The following is a 20580-nucleotide window of genomic DNA, read 5'->3' on the forward strand; positions in this document are numbered from 1 at the left end:
CACTCTCTACCGACCAAAAGCGCTCGCTTCCTGTTGAAGAATATGGTTCAATTCTTCGGCATTTGCAGCCGGTCGATATTGTCCTCCACCCGCTTTTGCAACAGATTTAAGACTTTTTGCTTCCTTTTCATTCACATCGAAGCCAATGATATTGACGATTGTATCTATTCCGTCTTCATGTAATTCCTTTGCTGCTTGTGAAGGGCTTCCACCACAAGTTTCTTCACCATCACTGACAACATAGACAATATTTTTCCCTTCAGCTTGGTGATCTTCAAAATCTTGTTTCGTATCCGTTAATGCTTTTGCAAGTGGTGTCCAGCCAGTTGGCTTATACACATTCAGTGCTTGCTGAAAGGTTGATGGCTCATATGATCCAAATCCGTAAACAGCTTCAGAACTTGAACAAGAAACAGCTTTCCCTGCATTTTTATTGGTTCCTTCATGACCAAACACACGAAGCAGAACTTGTGTATCTTCTGATAAAATGCTTGCAAAGCTTTGAATAGACCGTTTGGCGATTTCAATTTTCTTTTCACCTTCAACTGATTGTGCCATGCTTCCGCTTAAATCGAGTAATATCACCACATGCGCAGGCGGCTCCTGTTTTGTTACAGCATGAGCTGGTGAAGAAAGAAGCAGGACAAGACTAGCCAAAATGGTTAATACGATGTTTTTTTTCATCAATAAAAACCTCCCTTTTTTACTTTTGTACAGAAAAAGAGAAACGAAAGCATGAATCAATCGTTTCCCTTTTGTTCAGCAAGTTATTCGTGTAGTTTTAATGATTCTGCTGAAAAGATAGAACCCATTTCTTTACCAGTGCTTGCTTGGTAGTAATGGCCTTTACCAGCTTTGGCTACTTGCTTCAATTGACCTTCATAGCCATCGTTAAAGTCTAATCCGATCACATTTACAACAGTTGATCCTTTTGAGTTATGCAATTCTTTTGCTACTTTTACTGGATCTCCGCCACAAGTTTCCTCACCATCAGTGATTAAGTACACAATATGCTTTGTTCCTGCAGTAAGCTGCTCATCCGCTTGCTTTGCATTTTCAAGTGCACGTGCAATCGGTGTCCAGCCAGTTGGCCCAAGTCCGTTTAAAGAGTTTTCGAAGCTGTCCTTTTCATAAGGCTGTACGCCGTAAACGCCTCTAATGACTTCACATGATTGAGCTTTACCTGAATTTTTGTTGTTTCCTTCAGAACCAAACAAGCTCATACGAATTTTAGCGTCTTTTGGAAGTGACTGAGCAAATTTAAATACCTCTTGTTTAGCGAGATCAAATTTGCGCTCTCCCTCTACTTTTCTTGCCATGCTTCCGCTTGCATCAAGCAAGATTGTGACTCTTACATCTTTATTATGTTTTTTGACTGTAGATGCTTCTGCAAATACTGGTGAAGAGATTGACATAGATAATGTCAATACAGCTAAGGTTACGAGTGAGAATACTTTTTTCAACATAATTTTCCTTCCTCCTTATGTATTTGATTGAAACATCTTAATCGTAAATTATTCTGTCTTGGAATGGTATAGGACTCGGTCCCTTTTTCTCTTTCATCAAAATCACTAAAATTCTGTCAGATGTCTAGATATTTTCACCTAACACACCCATTATTCTCTCGTTTTCTCTGTCTTTCGAGGGACTTTGTATCAGCCATCAGTTCTTGTCAGGACATAAATGTTTAAGATTTCCTGGTCTGCGTCTTAAGTCGCGATTTGACACATTCTGTTCAAATCTCTTTGAACACACAAAAAAATGCCTCATTTCTGAGGCACCTTTGCTTTATTTTTTAGCCATATACGTGTTGAGAAAACGATCGGCTGATTCGATTTGAATTCCTTTATAATAATGCTTCACGATGGCATCTACTTTTTTGCCTGCCTGCGCCATATAATGCGCACCATATTGACTCATGCCTACACCATGACCATATCCTTTTGTTGTAATGACAATCTGCTGGCCCTGGCGTTCCCATGTGAAGTCCGCTGAATGAAGGCCTAGTGATTCTCGAATGTCTCGGCCTGACATTGTTTTACCGTTGATCACGGCTTTCGCTACCTGATTTCCTGGTGTCCGTTCTACAATCTGTCCGACCTGAGCCTGCTGAGTGAGCGTCACACCTAATTTTTGCTGAAATTCACTGACCGAGATGGTTTTCTTATTTTGAAATTTTGGCGATTTTTCGTCCCATTTACTTGAGACACTTTTCAAATAAGGGATTTCGTTTTTCCAATAGGCTTCGGCATTTTCCGTTTTTCCGTTACTTGTTGAAAAGAATGAAGCATCAATTGGTTTCTCGTCATAAGTCAGCACTTTTCCTTGTGTGCTGGCGACAGCTTCCGTGACCTTTTTTAATTTCCAATTGTACGCTTTCCCCCAAATTTTCTTGAGTTCCTGTTTGTTTTTGTAAACTTGGAACATTTGGGTATCATCTACAAGAGAGCCCTTAGGTGATTTGACAGTCTTATCACTGATCATTTGTCTGACGATATACGTTCTTGCTGCGAGCGCCTGTGCCTTGAGTGCTTCCATTTCAAAATCAGCTGGCATTTCAGATGCGACGACACCGATCACATACTCTTCTAAGGGGATGTTTTCTACCTGCTGATGAGCTGAGCGATAGACGGGGATAGCGACGGGTGATTGCTTCAATTTGACTGAACCCTTCACTTCTTTTTTAACTGATGGTTCTGCTGCTACGTGCTGGCTGGCCTCCGGCTTTCCTTGGAACGTCGGCAACACAAGTAATGTTGGAATCATTAAAATGATGATGCATATTCCTGCGATTGTCCATATCATTGGTTTCATATTTGGCTGCCCCCATTTGTCATTGAATCTCTTTTATCTTATGGGCAGGGACAAGCTAATATGACAGCTTCTTTCATTTAGTGGACAAGTCTTTTATGAAGATATGAGGCTGTTCTTCGATGGATTTTACTGTTCGTCTGTATGAATAAAATTTAAGATGGTTGGATACACTAATGATAAGCTTCGTGAAATGAGGCATTCTATGATTCTAAAAAAAAATCAGCATGCCCCAATGGACACACTGATTTCTTTCATGATTAAGCGTTCAGATCTGATACAACTTGTTCTTGTGTCACATCTGCTGATTCATCGTTTACTCTTTCAATATCTGCACCGATTGCTGCAAGCTTTTGGTGGAAGTTCACATAACCACGGTCAATATGCTTCAACTCAGTGACACGTGTATGACCTTCTGCCACTAATCCAGCAAGTACAAGTGCTGCTCCTGCTCTTAAATCAGTCGCTGCCACTTCAGCACCTTGAAGTTGAACCGGCCCATTGATAATGACAGAGCGACCCTCAATTTTAATATCGCCATTCATGCGGCGGAATTCTTCAGCATGCATAAAGCGGTTTTCAAACACCGTTTCTGTGATCATGCTTGTTCCGTTCGCACGAAGCAATAGCGCCATCATCTGAGATTGCATATCCGTTGGGAACCCAGGATGCGGCATTGTTTTTAGATCGATTGGCTTGAGCTCAGATGGTCCAATGACTCTTAAACCTTCTTCTTCTTCAATGATCTGAATACCCATTTCTTCCATTTTTGCCACAAGTGATGTCATGTGCTCTGGCACTGCGCCTTTTACAAGAACATTTCCTTCTGTAATGGCTGCTGCCACCATGAAAGTACCTGCTTCAATTCTGTCAGGGATGATGTTGTGTTTTGCACCGTGAAGTGTTTCCACACCTTCGATTTTGATTGTACCAGTACCAGCACCGCGAACCTTACCGCCCATGGCATTGATGTAGTTTGCTAAATCAACAATTTCAGGTTCTTTTGCTACGTTTTCTAAAATCGTTGTTCCTTCAGCTAATGCTGCTGCCATGATGATGTTTTCAGTTGCCCCTACACTTGGGAAATCCAAATAGATTTTTGCACCTTTTAAACGGCCTTTTACTTCAGCCTCGATGAAACCATTACCTACTTGAATTTTAGCTCCCATTGCTTCAAAGCCTTTTAAATGCTGATCAATTGGTCTTGAACCAATCGCACAGCCTCCAGGTAATGCAACTCTTGCATGACCTGTTCTTGCTAAAAGTGGTCCCATGACAAGCACGGATGCTCGCATTTTACGGACATACTCAAACGGAGCCTCAGTTTCTAGTGCATGAGATGCATCAACTGATACTTCGTTATTTTCAAAATGTACTTCTGCTCCTAAATGACGTAACACTTCATTGATTGTATATACATCGGAGAGCGTAGGTACATCACAAATTACGCTTTTTTCTGTACTTGCTAACAAAGATGCAGCGATTACTGGTAAAACGGCATTTTTTGCGCCTTCTACTTTAACTGTGCCGTTTAACTTTTGACCGCCGCGGACGATGATTTTTTCCAAGGTCTTCCCCTCCGCGTCCCAAATTCTCTATATTAATATTCAGTCGTTACGATTGGTGTGCCAACCGTAATCGTATGATTTTCGTTCATTTCCGAACTTCTGATGGCAATTTGAACATTCATTTTATCATTTGAAGTCATAATGAACTGTTCCCACTTATCTGTGTAAGCGGAAAGCGACACAAAATTAGACTCAACGAGATACTCAACTGGTTTTGCTTGAAATTCATTTGCTAACATTTCAGCTTTTTTTTGCAAAACAACATCCATCATACCATTTACATGACCATCGAGACAAGTAAAAATTACAATTTTCTCTTGTAATATGCTTTTTGCATGACGTACGAACTGATCATATGTATGCTCCCAGGTATTCAGTGGGCGAGCACCTTTTTGCTCATATAATAAATACGACTTTTGATTGGATTTTGTGTCGGTCTTCACGAGTAAAATTTTCGATTCTGTATCATTTTTTTCATCTTTGTAAATTCCTGTGACTTTGGTGACATGTTGTTCTTTTTTTTCGGTCCACTCATACTGTCGTAGTTCGTCTTTCAAACGTTTCACTTTTTTTGAAAATTGTTCGGATGTAATATCTACATTTGTCTTGGCATGAAGGGTCCATCCATCGACTTCAATTTGCTGGTTTTTTAGACCTTCTGCTATTTGAGCGAGCGGGGAAGATTCTTCCGCACGAACACCTTGAATCATCAGAACAAAAAAAAGAATAAACGCAAATAATGGCCAACCTTTCAAATACTTTCTCACTTGTCATTCCCCCTTGCTACAAGTGTTGCCGCAAGGAGGTCAATGCATACGTGGAAAAGTCAACAAAAGGCGAGCCTTTTGACCCTTCTTTTTACGTTCCCGCAGAAGGCTGTGACCAAACCTTTTATGTTAGAACATATAAGGAATTTGTCTCGAGAAATTTAAGTAATCAAGGAAGAAATTGCTGACTGCAGATGCGATAGCAATGGTAATGAGCATCATCAGCAGCCTTGCTTGAACGATTTTCCCTTTTTTAATGAGTGGATCAATATTTACAGCAAGCAGTGCCCACCATGTAACCGCGATGAAAAATAGGTGGATCACAATGCCCACGATTGCTTGTTGTCCTACGTCTTCCATACAGTTGAATCCTCCTTTTATTTATTTCTGTAAAGGAAAACTCCCTTTCATTATATCCTCGAAAATCGGAAAGATGAATCATTTGGAAAAAAGAGCTACATTTAGTGTGAATCCCCTCTTATCCTGATGCCAAGGAGATGATATACTGCGTGTGGAAGGAGCTGAACACATTGAAAGATTCTTTTCCTGACTTTGTTGATTTGTACGGAGAATTGGTTCCCTCATTTGATCATGAATGGGAGGCCATTGCTTTCTACTTTGATTATAGACAGACACAGCTAGAAGAATTAGCACAATTGTGTCATTTTCATAACATTTCTTTGGATTACTCTGAGGAAAGCTTGTATCAGTTAGAATCACTATACTTTGATGCATTGACCAAGCAGCTGTTCGCTGAGTGGAAAATGCCGATAGATGCATTAGAAGCGATGATGAGTGTGTATATAGGAGAGGTTGTCATCCGTCATCATTCAGATGCTGACTGGGTGGTGCGGCCTTATATGGATTCTCCGCACAAATATACGCTTGGCTTACGCAGAAATAATAAAACATGGCATTGTAGTACGCAATTTTGCGAGCACTTATATCTAGAAAAGCAAGCATCTCATCCTTATGTGTCGATGTATCAATCTCTCATGTCATCCTAAAAAAAATCCTTCTTATCACAGTGATAAGAAGGATTTTCTGTTTTATTTCCCTGCTACATTTAAACGGTTTAACGCCCGTTTTAATGCGAGTTCCGCCCGGCGTACATCACTTTCATTCGGGTGGTTCAAATGCTCTTCAGCACGCTGCTTCGCTGATTTAGCACGATCGACATCAACTTTATCTGATGTTTCAGCGGCCTGAGCAAGAATCGTTACTTGTTCAGGGCGGACTTCAACAAATCCGCCACTTACTGCAACCAATTCAGTTGATCCACTATGTTTTAAGCGAACTGCACCGATTTTTAGCGGAGCAACCATTGGAACGTGGCCAGCTAAAATACCAAGCTCACCGCTTTCTGCTCTTACACTGACCATTTCCACATCCGCTTGATACACTGGGCCGTCGGGAGTAACGATATTGACTTGAACGGTCTTCATGCTTTTACCCTCCTAAGGACCAGATTAGGCCTCTACACCCATCTCTTTGGCTTTTTCAATCACTTCTTCAATGCGTCCAACTAAGCGGAATGCATCTTCTGGAAGGTGATCGTATTTACCAGACAAGATTTCCTTGAAGCCTTTAACAGTTTCTTTCAATGGCACATAAGAACCCTTTTGGCCAGTGAACTGCTCTGCTACGTGGAAGTTTTGAGATAGGAAGAATTGAATACGACGCGCTCTGTGTACCACAAGCTTATCGTCCTCAGATAATTCATCCATACCTAAAATGGCAATAATATCTTGAAGCTCTTTATAACGCTGCAATGTTTGCTGCACTTCACGCGCAATCGCATAATGCTCTTCACCAACGATCTCAGGTGCAAGTGCACGAGATGTTGAAGCAAGAGGATCAACCGCTGGGTAAATACCCATTTCAGTCAGCTTACGCTCAAGGTTTGTCGTTGCATCAAGGTGAGCGAATGTCGTTGCTGGAGCTGGATCCGTATAGTCATCCGCAGGTACATAGATCGCTTGAATCGATGTAACCGATCCTACGTTTGTAGACGTGATACGTTCTTGCAGCTGACCCATCTCTGTTGCAAGTGTCGGCTGATAACCTACCGCTGAAGGCATACGTCCAAGAAGGGCTGATACTTCAGAACCTGCTTGTGTAAAGCGATAGATATTATCGATGAAGAACAATACGTCTTGACCTTGTTCATCACGGAAATGCTCTGCCATTGTCAAACCAGTTAGGGCAACACGCATACGTGCACCTGGCGGCTCGTTCATTTGACCGAAGACCATGGCTGTTTTTTCGATAACGCCAGAATCTTTCATTTCGTAGTAAAGGTCGTTTCCTTCACGTGTACGCTCTCCAACACCAGCGAATACAGAAATACCGCCGTGTTCTTGTGCGATGTTGTTGATCAATTCTTGAATCAGAACGGTTTTACCTACACCAGCTCCACCGAATAGACCGATCTTTCCACCTTTGATGTAAGGAGCAAGCAGGTCAACAACTTTGATACCTGTTTCAAGAATTTCAACTTCTGTAGAAAGTTGATCAAAAGAAGGCGCTTGTCTGTGGATTGGATCTCTTTGAGCTTCCACACCAAGTGGCTCATCTAAGTCAATGTTATCTCCCAGTACGTTGAATACACGTCCAAGTGTTACGTTACCAACTGGTACTGAAATTGGTTTTCCAAGGTCTACAGCTTCCATACCGCGCTTCACACCGTCTGTTGATGCCATTGCGATGGTTCTCACTGTATCGTCACCTAAATGTAGTGCTACTTCTAAAGTTAAGTCGATATCAACTTCACTTTCGCTTTCCGCTTTATGCGAAACTTTGATCGCATTATAAATCTCAGGCAAGTGACCGTCTTCAAAACGAACGTCTACGACTGGTCCCATGATCTGACTGATGCGTCCTGTTTTCATTGCATTCCCTCCTGACAATTATTTCTATTCTAAGGCAGCTGCTCCGCCGACAATTTCTGTAATCTCTTGTGTAATCGCTGCTTGACGAGCACGGTTGTAAGAGAGTGTCAGGCTGTCGATCAATTCTTTTGCGTTGTCTGTTGCACTCTTCATTGCTGTCATTCTTGCAGCATGTTCACTTGCTTTGCTGTCAAGAAGCGCACCGAAAATCAAACTCTCTGCATATTGAGGAAGGAGAACTTCAAGAATTTCTTCTTCAGAAGGCTCAAACTCATAAGATGCGGAACGTTTATTTGGTGTCGCTGCGGCCGAAAGGTCCGTTAGCGGCAATAATTTCTTCTCTGTTACTTCTTGTGAAATCGCACTGACAAAGTGGTTGTAGAACATATAAAGTTCGTCAAACGCTTCATCAGAGAACATTTGAACTGTACTGCTTGCTAATTCTTTAATATCAGCAAACGCTACTTCGTCTCCAAGCCCTGTTACTTCAGAAATAACTGGAATACCACGCTTTTTGAAGAAGTCGCGTCCGATTTTACCAATGACAATCACCGCATATTCATCAGCGGATTGATGACGAGATTGAATGGTTTGGTAAGCGGCACGCAAAATCGAGCTGTTAAAAGGTCCTGCAAGCCCTCGATCAGATGTAATGACGAGATACCCTGTTTTCTTGACAGGTCTTGAAAGAAGCATTGGGTGCTTAGCACTTGTTCCAGTTGCGATTGCAGCAACCACTTCCTGGATTTTCTCCATGTAAGGAACAAAAGACTTCGCATTGTTTTCAGCACGATTCAGTTTCGCAGCTGATACCATTTGCATCGCTTTTGTGATCTGACTCGATTTTTTCGTTGACGTGATCCTTGACTTTATATCGCGTAATGAGGCCAAAGATTTCACCACCTTTTTTCAGGAATCCGTGTTCATTTACGTGAAAAGAGAGAAAAAGAGAATCTTTTTCTCTCGGAAAGATTACTAATTAGTTGCTTGGTGCAAACGTACGTTTAAAGCCTTCGATTGCTGTCTTCCACTCTTCATCAGCAGGCATATTTCCTGTTTGAGAGATTGTGTCAAACAAGCCTTTATGGTTTTCTTCAATGTACAAGAATAACTCAGCTTCAAAACGTTTAACATCAGCAATGGCTACATCGTCTAAATATCCTCTTGTTAGTGCGTAAAGAATCGCTACTTGTTTTTCAACTTTAAGCGGTTTGTTCAAGTCTTGTTTTAAGACTTCAACTGTTCTTGCACCACGGTTTAATTTCGCTTGAGTGGCTTGGTCTAGATCAGATCCAAACTGAGCGAATGCTTCAAGCTCACGATAAGAAGCAAGATCCAGACGAAGTGTACCTGCTACCTTTTTCATCGCTTTGATTTGTGCAGAACCACCTACACGGGATACAGACAATCCTGCGTTTACCGCTGGACGTACGCCTGAGAAGAAGAGGTCAGATTGTAAGAAAATCTGTCCATCTGTGATTGAAATAACGTTTGTTGGGATATATGCAGAGATATCGCCAGCCTGCGTTTCTACGAAAGGCAATGCTGTGATAGAACCGCCACCCTTTGCGTCACTAAGCTTCGCTGCACGTTCTAATAAACGAGAGTGAAGATAGAAAACATCACCAGGGAATGCCTCACGACCTGGAGGACGACGAAGCAATAATGAAAGCTCACGGTAAGCTGCCGCTTGTTTAGAAAGGTCATCATAGACAACAAGTACATGCTTGCCGTTATACATGAATTCCTCACCCATCGTTACACCTGCATAAGGAGCAAGGTAAAGAAGTGGAGCCGGCTGTGATGCAGAAGCTGTGACAACGATTGTGTAGTCAAGCGCACCATGCTTACGAAGTGTTTCAACAACACCACGAACCGTAGATTCTTTTTGTCCGATAGCTACATAAATACAGATCATGTCTTGATCTTTTTGGTTTAGAATTGTATCGATTGCAACAGATGTTTTACCTGTTTGACGGTCACCAATGATCAATTCACGCTGTCCGCGGCCGATTGGAATCAAGGCATCAATTGCTTTAATTCCTGTTTGAAGCGGCTCATGTACAGATTTACGATCCATAACGCCAGGTGCTTCACTTTCGATTGGACGTGTTTTGCTTGTTAAGATTGGACCTAGTCCATCAACAGGCTGACCAAGCGGGTTCACAATACGTCCGATTAACTCTTCACCTACTGGAACCTCCATGATACGACCTGTACGTTTTACGTCGTCACCTTCGCGGATATCTTTGTAAGGTCCTAAAATAACGATACCTACGTTAGACTCCTCAAGGTTTTGAGCCATACCCATTACACCGTTAGAGAACTCAACCAGCTCTCCTGCCATAATGTTGTCAAGGCCATGTACACGCGCGATACCGTCCCCTACTTGAATGACTGTACCGACATCTTTTACTTCAATTTCTGATTGATAGTTTTGGATTTGCTGCTTTATCAGCGCGCTAATCTCTTCAGCTTTGATACTCACTAAGGTTTCACCCCTTCTAACGATTTTCGCCTGCAAGCTGACGTTCAATGCGGGAAAGCTTTCCGCTGACACTGCCGTCATAAATGCGGTTTCCGATACGGATTTTCACTCCGCCTATTAGATCCTTGTCAATCACATTTTCAACACGCAGTGATGTGACTCCGGCTTTTTTGGCAAATACTTCAGATAAAGATTGAATTTCAGCACCGCTCAGCGGCTTCACTGAATACACGACCGCATCGTCTATTTGTTTCGTGCGGTTTGCAAGTTTCACAAACTCCGACGTCATTTCAGAGAAAATATTCGTGCGTCCGCGGTCAATCAGTAAATACATTGTGTGCAATACATAAGTAGAAACACCTTTGAAAGCTTCTGTAATCAACTGTTTCTTTTTGTCTGCAGTAATCTTTGGATGAACAAGGAAGTCATTGAGTTCTTGATCAGCCTTTAGAACTTTTTTGATCTCATTCAGCTCTTTTTCAGTTTCGTCTACTGCCGAAGAAGCAAGAACGATGTCAAAAAGAGCAGAAGCGTAACGCTTAGAGACAATAGTTACGCTCATCGGCTTTCGCCTGCCTCTTTAAGGTACTCTTGAATCAATTTCTCTTGTGCCTGCTCATCAAGTTCTTTTTCAATCACTTTAGACGCAATCAGCACAGATAGTGATGCAACCTGCTCACGCAGTGCAGCCACAGCTTGTTCTTTTTCTTTCACGATTTCAGTTCTAGCAGACTCTTTCAAGCGCTCTGATTCTTGACGTGCTGCTTGAATGATCTCTTCTTTTTGTTTCTCACCAATCTTTTTCGCATTTTCGATGAGTGTATGTGATTCTTCGCGTGCTTCTTTCAATAAGACACGTTGTTCTTCAAGAAGCTTTTCAGCTTGAACGTGCTTTTCTTCAGCACTTGAAATTTCATTTCCTATATAATCTTCACGCTGTTTCATAATCCCTAATAAAGGCTTAAGCGCAAATTTCTTTAAAAGTGCAAGCAAGATGAGCATAGCGATAAGCTGAAATAACATATCACCGGCGTTGAAGCTTAAGCCCCCTGCTCCTAAAACCACTGGTAACTGAGACATTTAGTACGGCAACTCCCTTCTTTAAATAATATGTTAAGAAACAAAACATAAAGGAATGGCGAAGTTTCGAACTAATCTGATCTTCGCCATTAAAATTCATATTAGAACGCTTCTCACATATTAACCAAAGAATGCCAAGAATGCGATAACGACAGCGATAATTGGAAGTGCCTCAACTAAAGCGACCCCGATGAACATAAGTGTTCTTAGTTCTCTACCAGCTTCTGGCTGACGAGCGATTCCTTCAACTGTTTTAGATACGATTAGACCGTTACCAATACCTGCTCCTAGTGCTCCTAAACCGATTGCAATTGCTGCTGCTATTAAATTCATTAAAAAGCTCCTCCTTTAAAATAACGTCCTTTTTGGACTCTCAATTTTTTAGTGTTCGTCGCTGACTTTATGGGAAATGTACACCATTGTCAGCATGGTGAAGATAAATGCCTGGATTGTTCCGACAAACAAACTGAATGCCTGCCATACAATCATCGGCACGATGGCACCTAATGTACCAACGATACCAAGCGCAATATTTTGCGTGTAGAAATTGGTCGCAAGTCCTGCAAGTAACCCAAGAAGAATCTCTCCAGCGAAAATATTTCCGTAAAGACGCAAACCAAGTGTTAGCGTGTTTGCAAATTCTTCAATAAGTTTCAATGGTACTAAAAGCGGAATTGGTCTAAAGTAGTCTTTCGTATATTCCTTGACTCCTTTTGCCTTGACACCGTAGAAGTGTGTAAGTCCCATGACCATAATTGCTAGTGTCATTGTGATTGCAGGATCAGCAGTTGGTGATTTCCACCACAAGTTGTGATCGACCGTAATCGAGAACGGCAGTCCAAGCATGTTTGAAACAAATATGTACATGAGTAATGTAACGCCAAGCGCTAGAAATGGGGCTCCTGTTTTCATGTCCATCGAACTACCTATGATATTTCGAACAAAATCAACGATCCATTCCATGAAGTTCTGCGCCTTAGTCGGACGAATAGACAGAACACGAGTAGTCAGCACCGCTATGAGAAGAACGATGATACTAGCAATCGTAATCATGAGAACATTGGATAAGTTGAACGTTAACCCTAAAAATTCTGTAGTTTTTGAACTGTGACCCAAAGAGTATTCACCTCTCTTCCATAGTAGAACGTTTAAGTTGAATGAAGGAATCTATCATAATGACAGGATATATTGTCATTAATCCTATAACAACACCTGCCAGATGAACTTCATTAGGGTAACGCCAAGCAATCGCTACTGCGAGAATCGCGTTGGCCCACCTGGCTGTACTTCCCATTGAACGAATGGATTTTCCTTTTTTAACCGCTCGATCAAAAGCGTGCATTCTCCGTATAAGTAGGAATAAATTAAAGAAAGCAAAAATTGTGCCGATAATGAAACCAAGAAACAGTGGTTTAAAACCAGGCATGGCATAGCCAAACACAAAAATTGCCAATAGATAGAACATGTATTTACTCTGTCTGCGGAAAATCGCGTTTGGATCGTTCATTCATCTGACTCCCGATGAAAAGTATTGTAAAAAAGGTGATAAATGGTGATGAAAACTGCGTAGAAGACGCTTATGATAAGCCGTCCTATTCGAAAAAAATCAATCACCCATCGGTCTAATTGCACAATCAGACTTGAAATCTTTAGATCTATGGGATGCTGCTTCATTCGTTGATACAAACCCTGATTATTAAAGGGTTCACAATGAGGATTAGTAGAGTGCTATAGGCTATGAAAACCTTACCATAATACCCTCGTTTAGCATACAATAGCGTCTATGATGTGTCAATCGGTTGAAAGTTAAAAAACTTTTCTATAGTGATAGAGCACACAAAATGTTCACAATTTCATCAAACTTTAGGAGAGATGTGACAATCATTGAAAAAAACAGCCAATGTTCAGTATACATTGATTTTTCTAAGAACGGTATCAACCGTTTGTCATATATTTCAAAAAGCCCACATGCACGTTTGCATGTGGGCTTTTATTAAGACTTTCTTATTTCGTTCCGTACATACGGTCACCAGCATCACCAAGACCTGGGATGATGTAACCTTTTTCGTTTAGTTTCTCATCTAATGCTGCAATGTAGATATCAACATCTGGATGATGCTTTTGCATTTCCTCTACACCTTCAGGGGCAGCAATCAGACACATAAAGCGAATGTTTTTCGCACCGCGTTTTTTCAAGCTGTTTAACGCTTCGACTGCTGAGCCGCCAGTTGCAAGCATTGGGTCTACTACGATAAATTCACGTTCTTCCACATCAGATGGAAGCTTCACATAATATTCAACAGGCTTTAATGTTTTCGGATCACGGTATAAACCAACATGTCCCACTTTAGCAGCTGGAATGAGTTTCAAAATCCCGTCTACCATTCCAAGACCTGCTCTTAAAATTGGCACAACACCGAGTTTCTTCCCTGAGATCACGTTTGATTTCGCTACTTGTACAGGTGTTTCTACATCTACCTCTTCAAGCGGTAAATCTCTTGTGATTTCAAATGCCATTAATGTTGCGACTTCATCCACTAGCTCTCTAAATTCTTTAGTTCCTGTATGAACGTCACGAATATATGTAAGTTTGTGCTGAATAAGCGGGTGATCAAATACATAAACCTTTGCCATTGCTTGCTACAACTCCTTTTCTGTCATCTTCCGGTGAACTTTGCACACTTCCTACAATTCTACATAAAAAGACATCATCTTTCAATATGATTCGCAAATCCTACAAAAAAAACCCACATGCCAAATATAGGCAAATGGGTCTGTTTTTTAATAATCTAATTCGTTATATAGAGGGAAACGGGCCGTAAGATCAGATACACGCTTTTTCGCCTCTTCTAATTTCGCTTCATCTTCATGATGCTTTAGCGCAAGTGCAATAATGGAACCGACTTCTTTCATCGCTTCTTGATCAAAACCGCGGCTTGTTACTGCTGCTGTACCTACACGTACACCACTTGTGACAAATGGTTTCTCTGGATCATAAGGAATTGCATTTTTGTTCACTGTAATACCGATTTCATCAAGAACGTTTTCTGCAATTTTTCCTGTGATGCCAAGAGAACGCAAGTCGATGAGAACAAGATGGTTATCTGTTCCGCCAGATACAAGCTGAATATCTTCAGATAAAAGAGTTTCAGCTAGTTGTTTTGCATTATCAATGACGTTTTGTGCATATGTTTTGAAATCTCCGTTCAATACTTCACCGAAAGAAACAGCTTTTGCAGAGATGACATGCATCAGTGGTCCACCTTGAATACCAGGGAAAATCGATTTGTCGATCTTTTTACCAAACTCTTCACGGCATAGAATCATTCCGCCGCGAGGTCCGCGTAATGTTTTGTGAGTTGTCGTTGTCACAAAATCTGCGTAAGGAACTGGATTTGGATGAAGACCTGCTGCAACAAGACCAGCAATGTGAGCCATGTCGACCATAAAGTAAGCACCGACTTCATCAGCAATCTCACGGAACTTTTTGAAATCAATTTGACGTGGGTATGCACTTGCACCCGCAACGATAAGTTTCGGCTTATGTTCACGTGCTTTTTCAAGTACATCTTGATAGTCGATATGCTGAGTTTCTTTATCTACACCATATTCTACAAAGTTGTACTGTACACCACTAAAGTTTACAGGGCTTCCGTGTGTTAAATGCCCGCCATGTGATAAGTTCATGCCCAGTACTGTATCGCCATGCTCAAGAATTGTAAAGTATACGGCCATGTTCGCTTGAGCACCTGAGTGAGGCTGTACGTTCACATACTCAGCGCCAAAAATTTCTTTTGCGCGGTCACGTGCGATATCTTCCACAACGTCTACATGTTCACAGCCGCCATAGTAGCGTTTACCAGGATAGCCCTCAGCGTATTTGTTAGTTAATACAGAGCCCTGTGCTTCCATGACTGCTTCGCTTACGAAGTTTTCTGATGCAATTAATTCGATTTTGTCCTGCTGGCGTTTCCGCTCTAGTTGAATTGCTTTGAATACTTGTGCGTCTTGCTCAGGTAAATGTTTCATCAGCGAAATCCTCTCCAATCTATTTCCATTCGATGTTTTCACCATCTCATTGTACACGGTTTTTGAGTAAAATGTAAAAGTTTTTTTTGGAAAATCGACTTCTTTTTTATGAAAACCCGAATATTCAAGTGGTAAAGCGTCTTCATCATTCAACATTATATTAGAAATATATCGAAGCTATGATCTTGTATAAACGGCTCGTTCTCCGCCAATCAGCTTCGGACGCGTTTTCGCAAAAGTCACATGTGCATGTCCTAATCGATGACGACTGAGGCGGACAGGTACAGCGACTCTCTTTAAGTGCATCCCAATTAACGTATCGCCGATATCAATTCCAGCATGTGCCTCAATGCATTCGACTAATACAGGATGTTCCATTTGCTGATAAGCATGAGCCGCCATCGAACCACCCGCCTTGCGGACAGGTACTGCAGCTACGATCTCCAGGTTAAAACGGAAAGCCGCTTCTTCTTCAACAACAAGGGCACGATTTAGATGTTCACAGCATTGAAAGGCGAGCTCGATGCCGGTCTCTCGTCTTAACTGATCCAATTCTTGATAGATAGAGGCAGCAATTTGCTCACTTCCTGCAGTACCAATATGCTCACCAGCCACTTCTGACGTACTGCAGCCAATGACTAAGATTTGCCCGGCACGCAATTCAACTGTTTGATGAAACTCTTTTAACATTTCAAGCCAATCTTGACCAATGTTCATGTTAAGCGCTCCTTATAGGTGCTTTTCTTCGTAATCAGCAATTTTGCCAATCCGCACAGCATGGCGTCCTGCTGTAAACTCTGTCGTCAGCCAAATGTGCGCAATCTCACGTGCTAATCCTGGCCCAATCACTCGCTCTCCCATCGCAAGAACGTTCGTATCATTATGTTCTCTCGTTGCTTTCGCACTAAATGTATCATGAGCCAATGCACAGCGAATTCCTTTTACTTTATTTGCTGAGATGCTCATGCCGATGCCTGTCCCACAAATTAAAATGCCGCGGTCGACTTCTCCGTTTGCCACCATATTGGCTACAGGGAAAGCATAATCTGGGTAGTCTACAGAACCTGATCCGCATTCACAACCCATATCAATGTATTCAATCTTCAATTCATCCATCAGTTGTTTGATTTCTTCACGAATATTCGTTCCGCCGTGATCGGATGCAATGGCTACTTTCATCGGGCAATTCCTCCTAAGGGTGAGTTGATCTGTTATGTCTTACATTCATTCTTTATTTACAGTTATATTTTAACCTCTGCCTAGTGATTTGCAAACAATAGCAGAAAAACCGTTGAGGCAACGGTTTTACAGGTTATCTATTATGATGATCTTTTTTCAGCTTCTCAGCAAGCTGATACAGTAAGGCTTCTAGTTCATCTCGTGTTTCCTGATAAACAGAAAGACTTCCTCCAAACGGATCGGATACATCGCCTTCTGTTCCTGTCGCAAATTCCTTTAAAGTGAAGACCTTGCCTTTTGCATGCGCATATTGCTCCGCAATCAACTGTTTATGCTGCATCGTCATCGTGAAGACGTAATGAGCTTCGCGCAGAAGATCCTCTGTCAATTTTGATGATGAGTGATTTAGTGGAATGCTTTTCTCAAATAATGCTTCGATCGCTTGAGGAGAAGCCTTTCCTTCATCGGAGGCAAAAATGCCCGCTGATTTTACAGTGACCTCTAAACCTTTTTCATCTGCAATTGAAGCAAAAAGGGCTTGAGCCATTGGACTTCTGCATGTATTTCCCGTACAAACAAATAAGATTTTCATCTTTCGCCCTCCTTTTCTTCTATTATATAGCATTTCATTCTACATGTTATGTAAGGAGATTGGCTAGAGCGGAAATAATAATTTGATACCAAAGGCTAGTAAAATGATTCCGCCAAGCGCGCCGCTATATGAACCAACCCATGACCGAACCTGTTTACCGAGTAATAATCCGAGCCATGTGAGGAGCATACTAAAAAAACCAAACAATAATATAGTCATCCACACCTGGGAACCGTAAATCCCAAGACTTAAACCAACGGAGAAGCTGTCTAGGCTTACACTTGTAGCAAAAAGAACGAGACCAGCCCCAACAGGTGCGATAAAGGGCTTATCCTCTTTGCGGATAGAAGCAACAATCATTTGCAGTCCCAGCACCAAAAGCAGCGCCCCGCCGATATAGGTGGCAAGTAGACCGAGCCATCCGGATAAGAGCTGACCTGTCAGCATGCCAAAAAGCGGCATAAACATATGAAATATCCCAATGACAAGTCCAATATAAATGATCTGGCGGAACCTCAGCTGAATCATCCCCATACCAAGTCCAACCGAAAAAGCATCCATCCCAAGTGCAAAAGCCATGATGCTGAGTGTCAGCAATTCGCCAGCTAGTTCGTTCATGTAAATCCCCCTTGGACACACATTCTTCTTTAACCTATGTTTGTCCAAGAAAGGTTAGAACTATTGGAACGAAGGGAGTGTACGCCCTCCTGCGGCTTTTTGCAGACGGTTCATAATGGCAGAACCAACTCCCTGCTCTGAGAAGGCTTCTGAAATAATCAAGTCTACATCTGTTTCATCAAATTGTCTCAGTACACGATAAAGGTTTGCAGCAACCGTTTCAGGTTTTTCTCTATATCCACAGCTGTACACAACATCTGCCGCAAACAGCGATTTCTTTTCTTCTGTTGTCAGCACTCCGACTTTTAGACCTTCAGCTTTGTATTTCTGAATGTGACGCTGCATGTCTTCATCACTTCCATGAAAGATATACATCTGGGCTTCAGGTGCATAATGTGTGTATTTCATTCCCGGCGATACAGGCGCTTCGTCCTTTTTTGTCAGCCCTGGGTCCACACTCACCGTCCCCACGACCTCTTCTAATGCTTCTTTTGTAATTCCGCCTGGTCTTAAAATCACTGGGGTCTCACCGGCACAGGATACAACCGTTGACTCAACGCCAATTCCAGTTGAACCGCCATCCACAATCCCAGCGATTCTCCCTTCGAGATCACTCGCTACATGGTCAGCTTGTGTTGGTGAAGGTTTTCCCGAACGATTGGCACTTGGTGCAGCAATTGGCAGACCAGCTGCTCGAATCAGCTCAAGCGCAATGGGATGGTCAGGCATTCTCACACCTACTGTGGATAAACCTGCTGTAACCTGCTTTGATAAAGTGCCCGGCTTACACGGAAGAACGATGGTTAAGGCGCCCGGCCAAAAGGCATCCATCAGCGCCTTCGCTTTTTCGCTTTCTATTTGTGCAAATTCGTGAAGCTGCTGAACCTCCGCAATGTGAACAATCAACGGATTATCACTCGGACGCCCTTTCGCTTCATAAATTTTCATAACGGCTTCTGTCTCTTTCGCATTTGCCCCGAGTCCGTAAACGGTCTCTGTCGGGAACGCAACCACTTCATTTTGCTGCAGCAGATCGGCCGCCTGTTTAATTTGTGGATAGTATGTGGATAAATCCTTTTCTACATCCACAGACCACCTTTTTGTATTTAACATCATACAAACTCCTTTTAAAAAAAGATAAAACTGTTGATATATCTCAATTATCCTTTTGAAAGTATAAAAGATGATGATCAATAAAACAAGCGTTGTCCACAATTTGTGGATAACGCTTGTTTAGTAGTGGATAAGTATGTGTATAAGTCCATCATTTTGTGATTAACTGCCTTTTTTTTGCAGGACCACAGCCTGTTCTTTCCCCAATGTCTCTTTTGCATGTGCTGAGCTCCATATGCTTTCTGGAATTTCCTCTAAAGGCGTAAAGCCCATTAATGCCAAAAAATCATGGGAAGCGGAATGGTTTGCGACGACATAAAAAGTATCCACACCCATTTTTTCACCGAGCGTTTGAACACTTTGGAACAAAGAGACAATGTGTCCCTGACCGAGCTTATCTGATATGACAAGAGACCGCAGCAATCCCTCTTGTTCATTGAGCTGTTCAAGACCTAAGCAGCCTGCCAGCTGACCATCCGCATCTTCCATCACTACAAATGCCGTTCGCTCCGCAAGCGTTACTCCGCCTTTTGCTTGTCCCTTTTCAAGAAAAGCATTGATCGCCGGGACATCTTGTTCTGTGGCTATTCTTAATTGATAATACATGCTTTCACCTCTTTTTGTTCTCTTACTTCAACTCTATGAGGCAAAAACCGATTTATACCTTTTTTAAGAGAAAAGACTAGAGACCCATTCAAACAAAAAGAACTTCACTTCACCTGTCTCTTCTTCCTCTTCTTTCACCACTTCATTAACAGACTCTTTCGTTTGCTGCGCTGTCACTTGTTTATCATCCTCCCCTTCTGGTGAGGCGATGGCTTCTCCGTTTGAAAAATCGATAAAGCAGAGCGGCGGAAATAACACACACCACCAGTTGGCTCCGTCTCCTTCTCCAAGCGTAATTAAAATGGCTTCATATTTCCCAGCAGGGTAGACGAAATTTCCATAGAGCTTTGTTGGAAATGAAGCTTTTTGAAAACTGACCGATACGGATTGATCTATGTGCTGTTCCTTCAATTTCGCTTTGGCGATACGATTGATTTCTGGCAGCTTTGATCGAATGACACGTCTTGCTTCTTCAATGGATGTGAGGTCTTTGACCCACTCTGTCATACTCGCATTGACCTCGTCACGAATACTTCTTTTCACATCCTGATCCGCTGAACGATCACTATTTGCTAAAATGCGTAATCGAATCGCTTCATCTGGTATGACAACAGGCTGATTTGCAGAAGCAGCCGCTGTCTCCTCTCTGCCAAGATTTGCAAAAGCACCGCATAATAATAGAAACATATAAAGACAAATCATCGTTTTACTTTTCAACATTGTGTGTTCCCCCCACTTTTTCTCTTCGCTACAAACATTGTGTCCAGGAAACCCATCTCATAAACAGTCAACATGATTTTTTTAATAGATTATGAGTCAAAAACAAAAAAGCCGTTCT

The 20580-nt window shown here is 41.9% G+C and carries 25 protein-coding genes; 1 reads left to right on the forward strand and 24 read right to left on the reverse strand.

Annotated elements, in window-relative coordinates; all coding sequences use genetic code 11:
• Nucleotides 1–6: 6 nt before the first annotated feature.
• The 6 genes from NSS65_RS17495 to NSS65_RS17520 all read right to left on the reverse strand — a co-directional run bounded on the left by NSS65_RS17495 (nucleotide 7) and on the right by NSS65_RS17520 (nucleotide 5506).
• A complete protein-coding gene (locus NSS65_RS17495) occupies nucleotides 7–684 on the reverse strand; it encodes a VWA domain-containing protein (RefSeq protein ID WP_065214877.1) in 678 nt (225 codons plus the stop codon).
• An 83-nt stretch (nucleotides 685–767) separates the two neighbouring features.
• Nucleotides 768–1466 carry a VWA domain-containing protein gene (locus NSS65_RS17500; protein WP_065214878.1) on the reverse strand — a complete coding sequence of 233 codons (699 nt, stop codon included), beginning with the start codon at nucleotides 1464–1466 and terminating at the stop codon, nucleotides 768–770.
• A gap of 322 nt (nucleotides 1467–1788) precedes the next feature.
• On the reverse strand, nucleotides 1789–2814 hold the full coding sequence (gene spoIID / locus NSS65_RS17505) for a stage II sporulation protein D (protein ID WP_326135241.1): 1026 nt from the start codon (nucleotides 2812–2814) through the stop codon (nucleotides 1789–1791).
• 257 nt (nucleotides 2815–3071) lie between these two features.
• Complete coding sequence (gene murA, locus NSS65_RS17510) at nucleotides 3072–4379, reverse strand: UDP-N-acetylglucosamine 1-carboxyvinyltransferase (RefSeq protein ID WP_024423722.1); 1308 nt, start codon at nucleotides 4377–4379, stop codon at nucleotides 3072–3074.
• Between the two features lie 32 nt (nucleotides 4380–4411).
• Nucleotides 4412–5146 (reverse strand): YwmB family TATA-box binding protein, encoded by a 735-nt coding sequence (locus tag NSS65_RS17515; protein WP_061110186.1) that lies wholly within the window; start codon nucleotides 5144–5146, stop codon nucleotides 4412–4414.
• Between the two features lie 129 nt (nucleotides 5147–5275).
• Nucleotides 5276–5506, reverse strand: coding sequence for a DUF1146 family protein (locus NSS65_RS17520; RefSeq protein WP_024423724.1), 231 nt, complete (start codon nucleotides 5504–5506; stop codon nucleotides 5276–5278).
• A gap of 170 nt (nucleotides 5507–5676) precedes the next feature.
• Here NSS65_RS17520 and NSS65_RS17525 point away from each other — a divergent pair, with 170 nt between their 5' ends.
• A complete protein-coding gene (locus tag NSS65_RS17525) occupies nucleotides 5677–6153 on the forward strand; it encodes a hypothetical protein (protein WP_024426339.1) in 477 nt (158 codons plus the stop codon).
• A gap of 42 nt (nucleotides 6154–6195) precedes the next feature.
• On the opposite strand, the gene NSS65_RS17530 is transcribed toward NSS65_RS17525, so the two are convergent.
• From NSS65_RS17530 to spoIIR, 18 genes are all read right to left on the reverse strand, one after another.
• Complete coding sequence (locus NSS65_RS17530; protein WP_003214592.1) at nucleotides 6196–6591, reverse strand: F0F1 ATP synthase subunit epsilon; 396 nt, start codon at nucleotides 6589–6591, stop codon at nucleotides 6196–6198.
• A gap of 24 nt (nucleotides 6592–6615) precedes the next feature.
• Nucleotides 6616–8037: a F0F1 ATP synthase subunit beta gene (atpD, locus tag NSS65_RS17535; protein ID WP_024423726.1), complete on the reverse strand. Its 1422-nt coding sequence runs from the start codon at nucleotides 8035–8037 to the stop codon at nucleotides 6616–6618.
• A gap of 24 nt (nucleotides 8038–8061) precedes the next feature.
• Nucleotides 8062–8928, reverse strand: coding sequence for a F0F1 ATP synthase subunit gamma (locus tag NSS65_RS17540; protein WP_024423727.1), 867 nt, complete (start codon nucleotides 8926–8928; stop codon nucleotides 8062–8064).
• An 88-nt stretch (nucleotides 8929–9016) separates the two neighbouring features.
• Nucleotides 9017–10525: a F0F1 ATP synthase subunit alpha gene (atpA, locus tag NSS65_RS17545; RefSeq protein WP_034281219.1), complete on the reverse strand. Its 1509-nt coding sequence runs from the start codon at nucleotides 10523–10525 to the stop codon at nucleotides 9017–9019.
• Nucleotides 10526–10541: 16 nt separating this feature from the next.
• Nucleotides 10542–11087, reverse strand: coding sequence for a F0F1 ATP synthase subunit delta (locus NSS65_RS17550; protein ID WP_061110187.1), 546 nt, complete (start codon nucleotides 11085–11087; stop codon nucleotides 10542–10544).
• The gene (gene atpF, locus NSS65_RS17555) at nucleotides 11084–11605 is read right to left on the reverse strand and encodes a F0F1 ATP synthase subunit B (protein ID WP_034281220.1); all 522 of its coding nucleotides are present in this window, start codon (nucleotides 11603–11605) and stop codon (nucleotides 11084–11086) included. The genes NSS65_RS17550 and atpF overlap by 4 nt, the downstream gene beginning before the upstream one ends.
• A 120-nt stretch (nucleotides 11606–11725) precedes the next feature.
• Entirely contained in the window at nucleotides 11726–11938 is a 213-nt protein-coding gene (gene atpE, locus NSS65_RS17560) for a F0F1 ATP synthase subunit C (RefSeq protein ID WP_003214968.1), read from the reverse strand.
• Between the two features lie 48 nt (nucleotides 11939–11986).
• The gene (gene atpB / locus NSS65_RS17565; protein ID WP_024426341.1) at nucleotides 11987–12721 is read right to left on the reverse strand and encodes a F0F1 ATP synthase subunit A; all 735 of its coding nucleotides are present in this window, start codon (nucleotides 12719–12721) and stop codon (nucleotides 11987–11989) included.
• 7 nt (nucleotides 12722–12728) lie between these two features.
• Nucleotides 12729–13112, reverse strand: coding sequence for an ATP synthase subunit I (locus NSS65_RS17570; RefSeq protein ID WP_024423731.1), 384 nt, complete (start codon nucleotides 13110–13112; stop codon nucleotides 12729–12731).
• Between the two features lie 497 nt (nucleotides 13113–13609).
• On the reverse strand, nucleotides 13610–14239 hold the full coding sequence (gene upp, locus NSS65_RS17575) for a uracil phosphoribosyltransferase (RefSeq protein ID WP_003214553.1): 630 nt from the start codon (nucleotides 14237–14239) through the stop codon (nucleotides 13610–13612).
• A 147-nt stretch (nucleotides 14240–14386) separates the two neighbouring features.
• Nucleotides 14387–15634 carry a serine hydroxymethyltransferase gene (gene glyA, locus NSS65_RS17580; protein WP_034281450.1) on the reverse strand — a complete coding sequence of 416 codons (1248 nt, stop codon included), beginning with the start codon at nucleotides 15632–15634 and terminating at the stop codon, nucleotides 14387–14389.
• A 177-nt stretch (nucleotides 15635–15811) separates the two neighbouring features.
• Nucleotides 15812–16351, reverse strand: a complete 540-nt coding sequence (locus tag NSS65_RS17585; protein ID WP_034281221.1) for a TIGR01440 family protein — start codon at nucleotides 16349–16351, stop codon at nucleotides 15812–15814.
• Nucleotides 16352–16363: 12 nt separating this feature from the next.
• Nucleotides 16364–16813, reverse strand: a complete 450-nt coding sequence (rpiB, locus tag NSS65_RS17590) for a ribose 5-phosphate isomerase B (RefSeq protein ID WP_003214714.1) — start codon at nucleotides 16811–16813, stop codon at nucleotides 16364–16366.
• A gap of 133 nt (nucleotides 16814–16946) precedes the next feature.
• Nucleotides 16947–17405: a low molecular weight protein arginine phosphatase gene (locus NSS65_RS17595; protein ID WP_024423734.1), complete on the reverse strand. Its 459-nt coding sequence runs from the start codon at nucleotides 17403–17405 to the stop codon at nucleotides 16947–16949.
• A gap of 63 nt (nucleotides 17406–17468) precedes the next feature.
• Nucleotides 17469–18023 carry a manganese efflux pump gene (locus NSS65_RS17600; RefSeq protein ID WP_024423735.1) on the reverse strand — a complete coding sequence of 185 codons (555 nt, stop codon included), beginning with the start codon at nucleotides 18021–18023 and terminating at the stop codon, nucleotides 17469–17471.
• A 60-nt stretch (nucleotides 18024–18083) separates the two neighbouring features.
• The gene (locus NSS65_RS17605; RefSeq protein WP_120207866.1) at nucleotides 18084–19136 is read right to left on the reverse strand and encodes an L-threonylcarbamoyladenylate synthase; all 1053 of its coding nucleotides are present in this window, start codon (nucleotides 19134–19136) and stop codon (nucleotides 18084–18086) included.
• A 162-nt stretch (nucleotides 19137–19298) separates the two neighbouring features.
• On the reverse strand, nucleotides 19299–19742 hold the full coding sequence (locus tag NSS65_RS17610) for a hypothetical protein (RefSeq protein ID WP_061110189.1): 444 nt from the start codon (nucleotides 19740–19742) through the stop codon (nucleotides 19299–19301).
• Between the two features lie 63 nt (nucleotides 19743–19805).
• Nucleotides 19806–20459 carry a stage II sporulation protein R gene (spoIIR, locus tag NSS65_RS17615; RefSeq protein WP_286072021.1) on the reverse strand — a complete coding sequence of 218 codons (654 nt, stop codon included), beginning with the start codon at nucleotides 20457–20459 and terminating at the stop codon, nucleotides 19806–19808.
• Between the last annotated feature and the right edge of the window lie 121 nt (nucleotides 20460–20580).

Origin of the sequence: Bacillus sp. FSL K6-1006, assembly GCF_038593175.1 — a bacterium.
Classification (GTDB): domain Bacteria; phylum Bacillota; class Bacilli; order Bacillales; family Bacillaceae; genus Bacillus; species Bacillus safensis.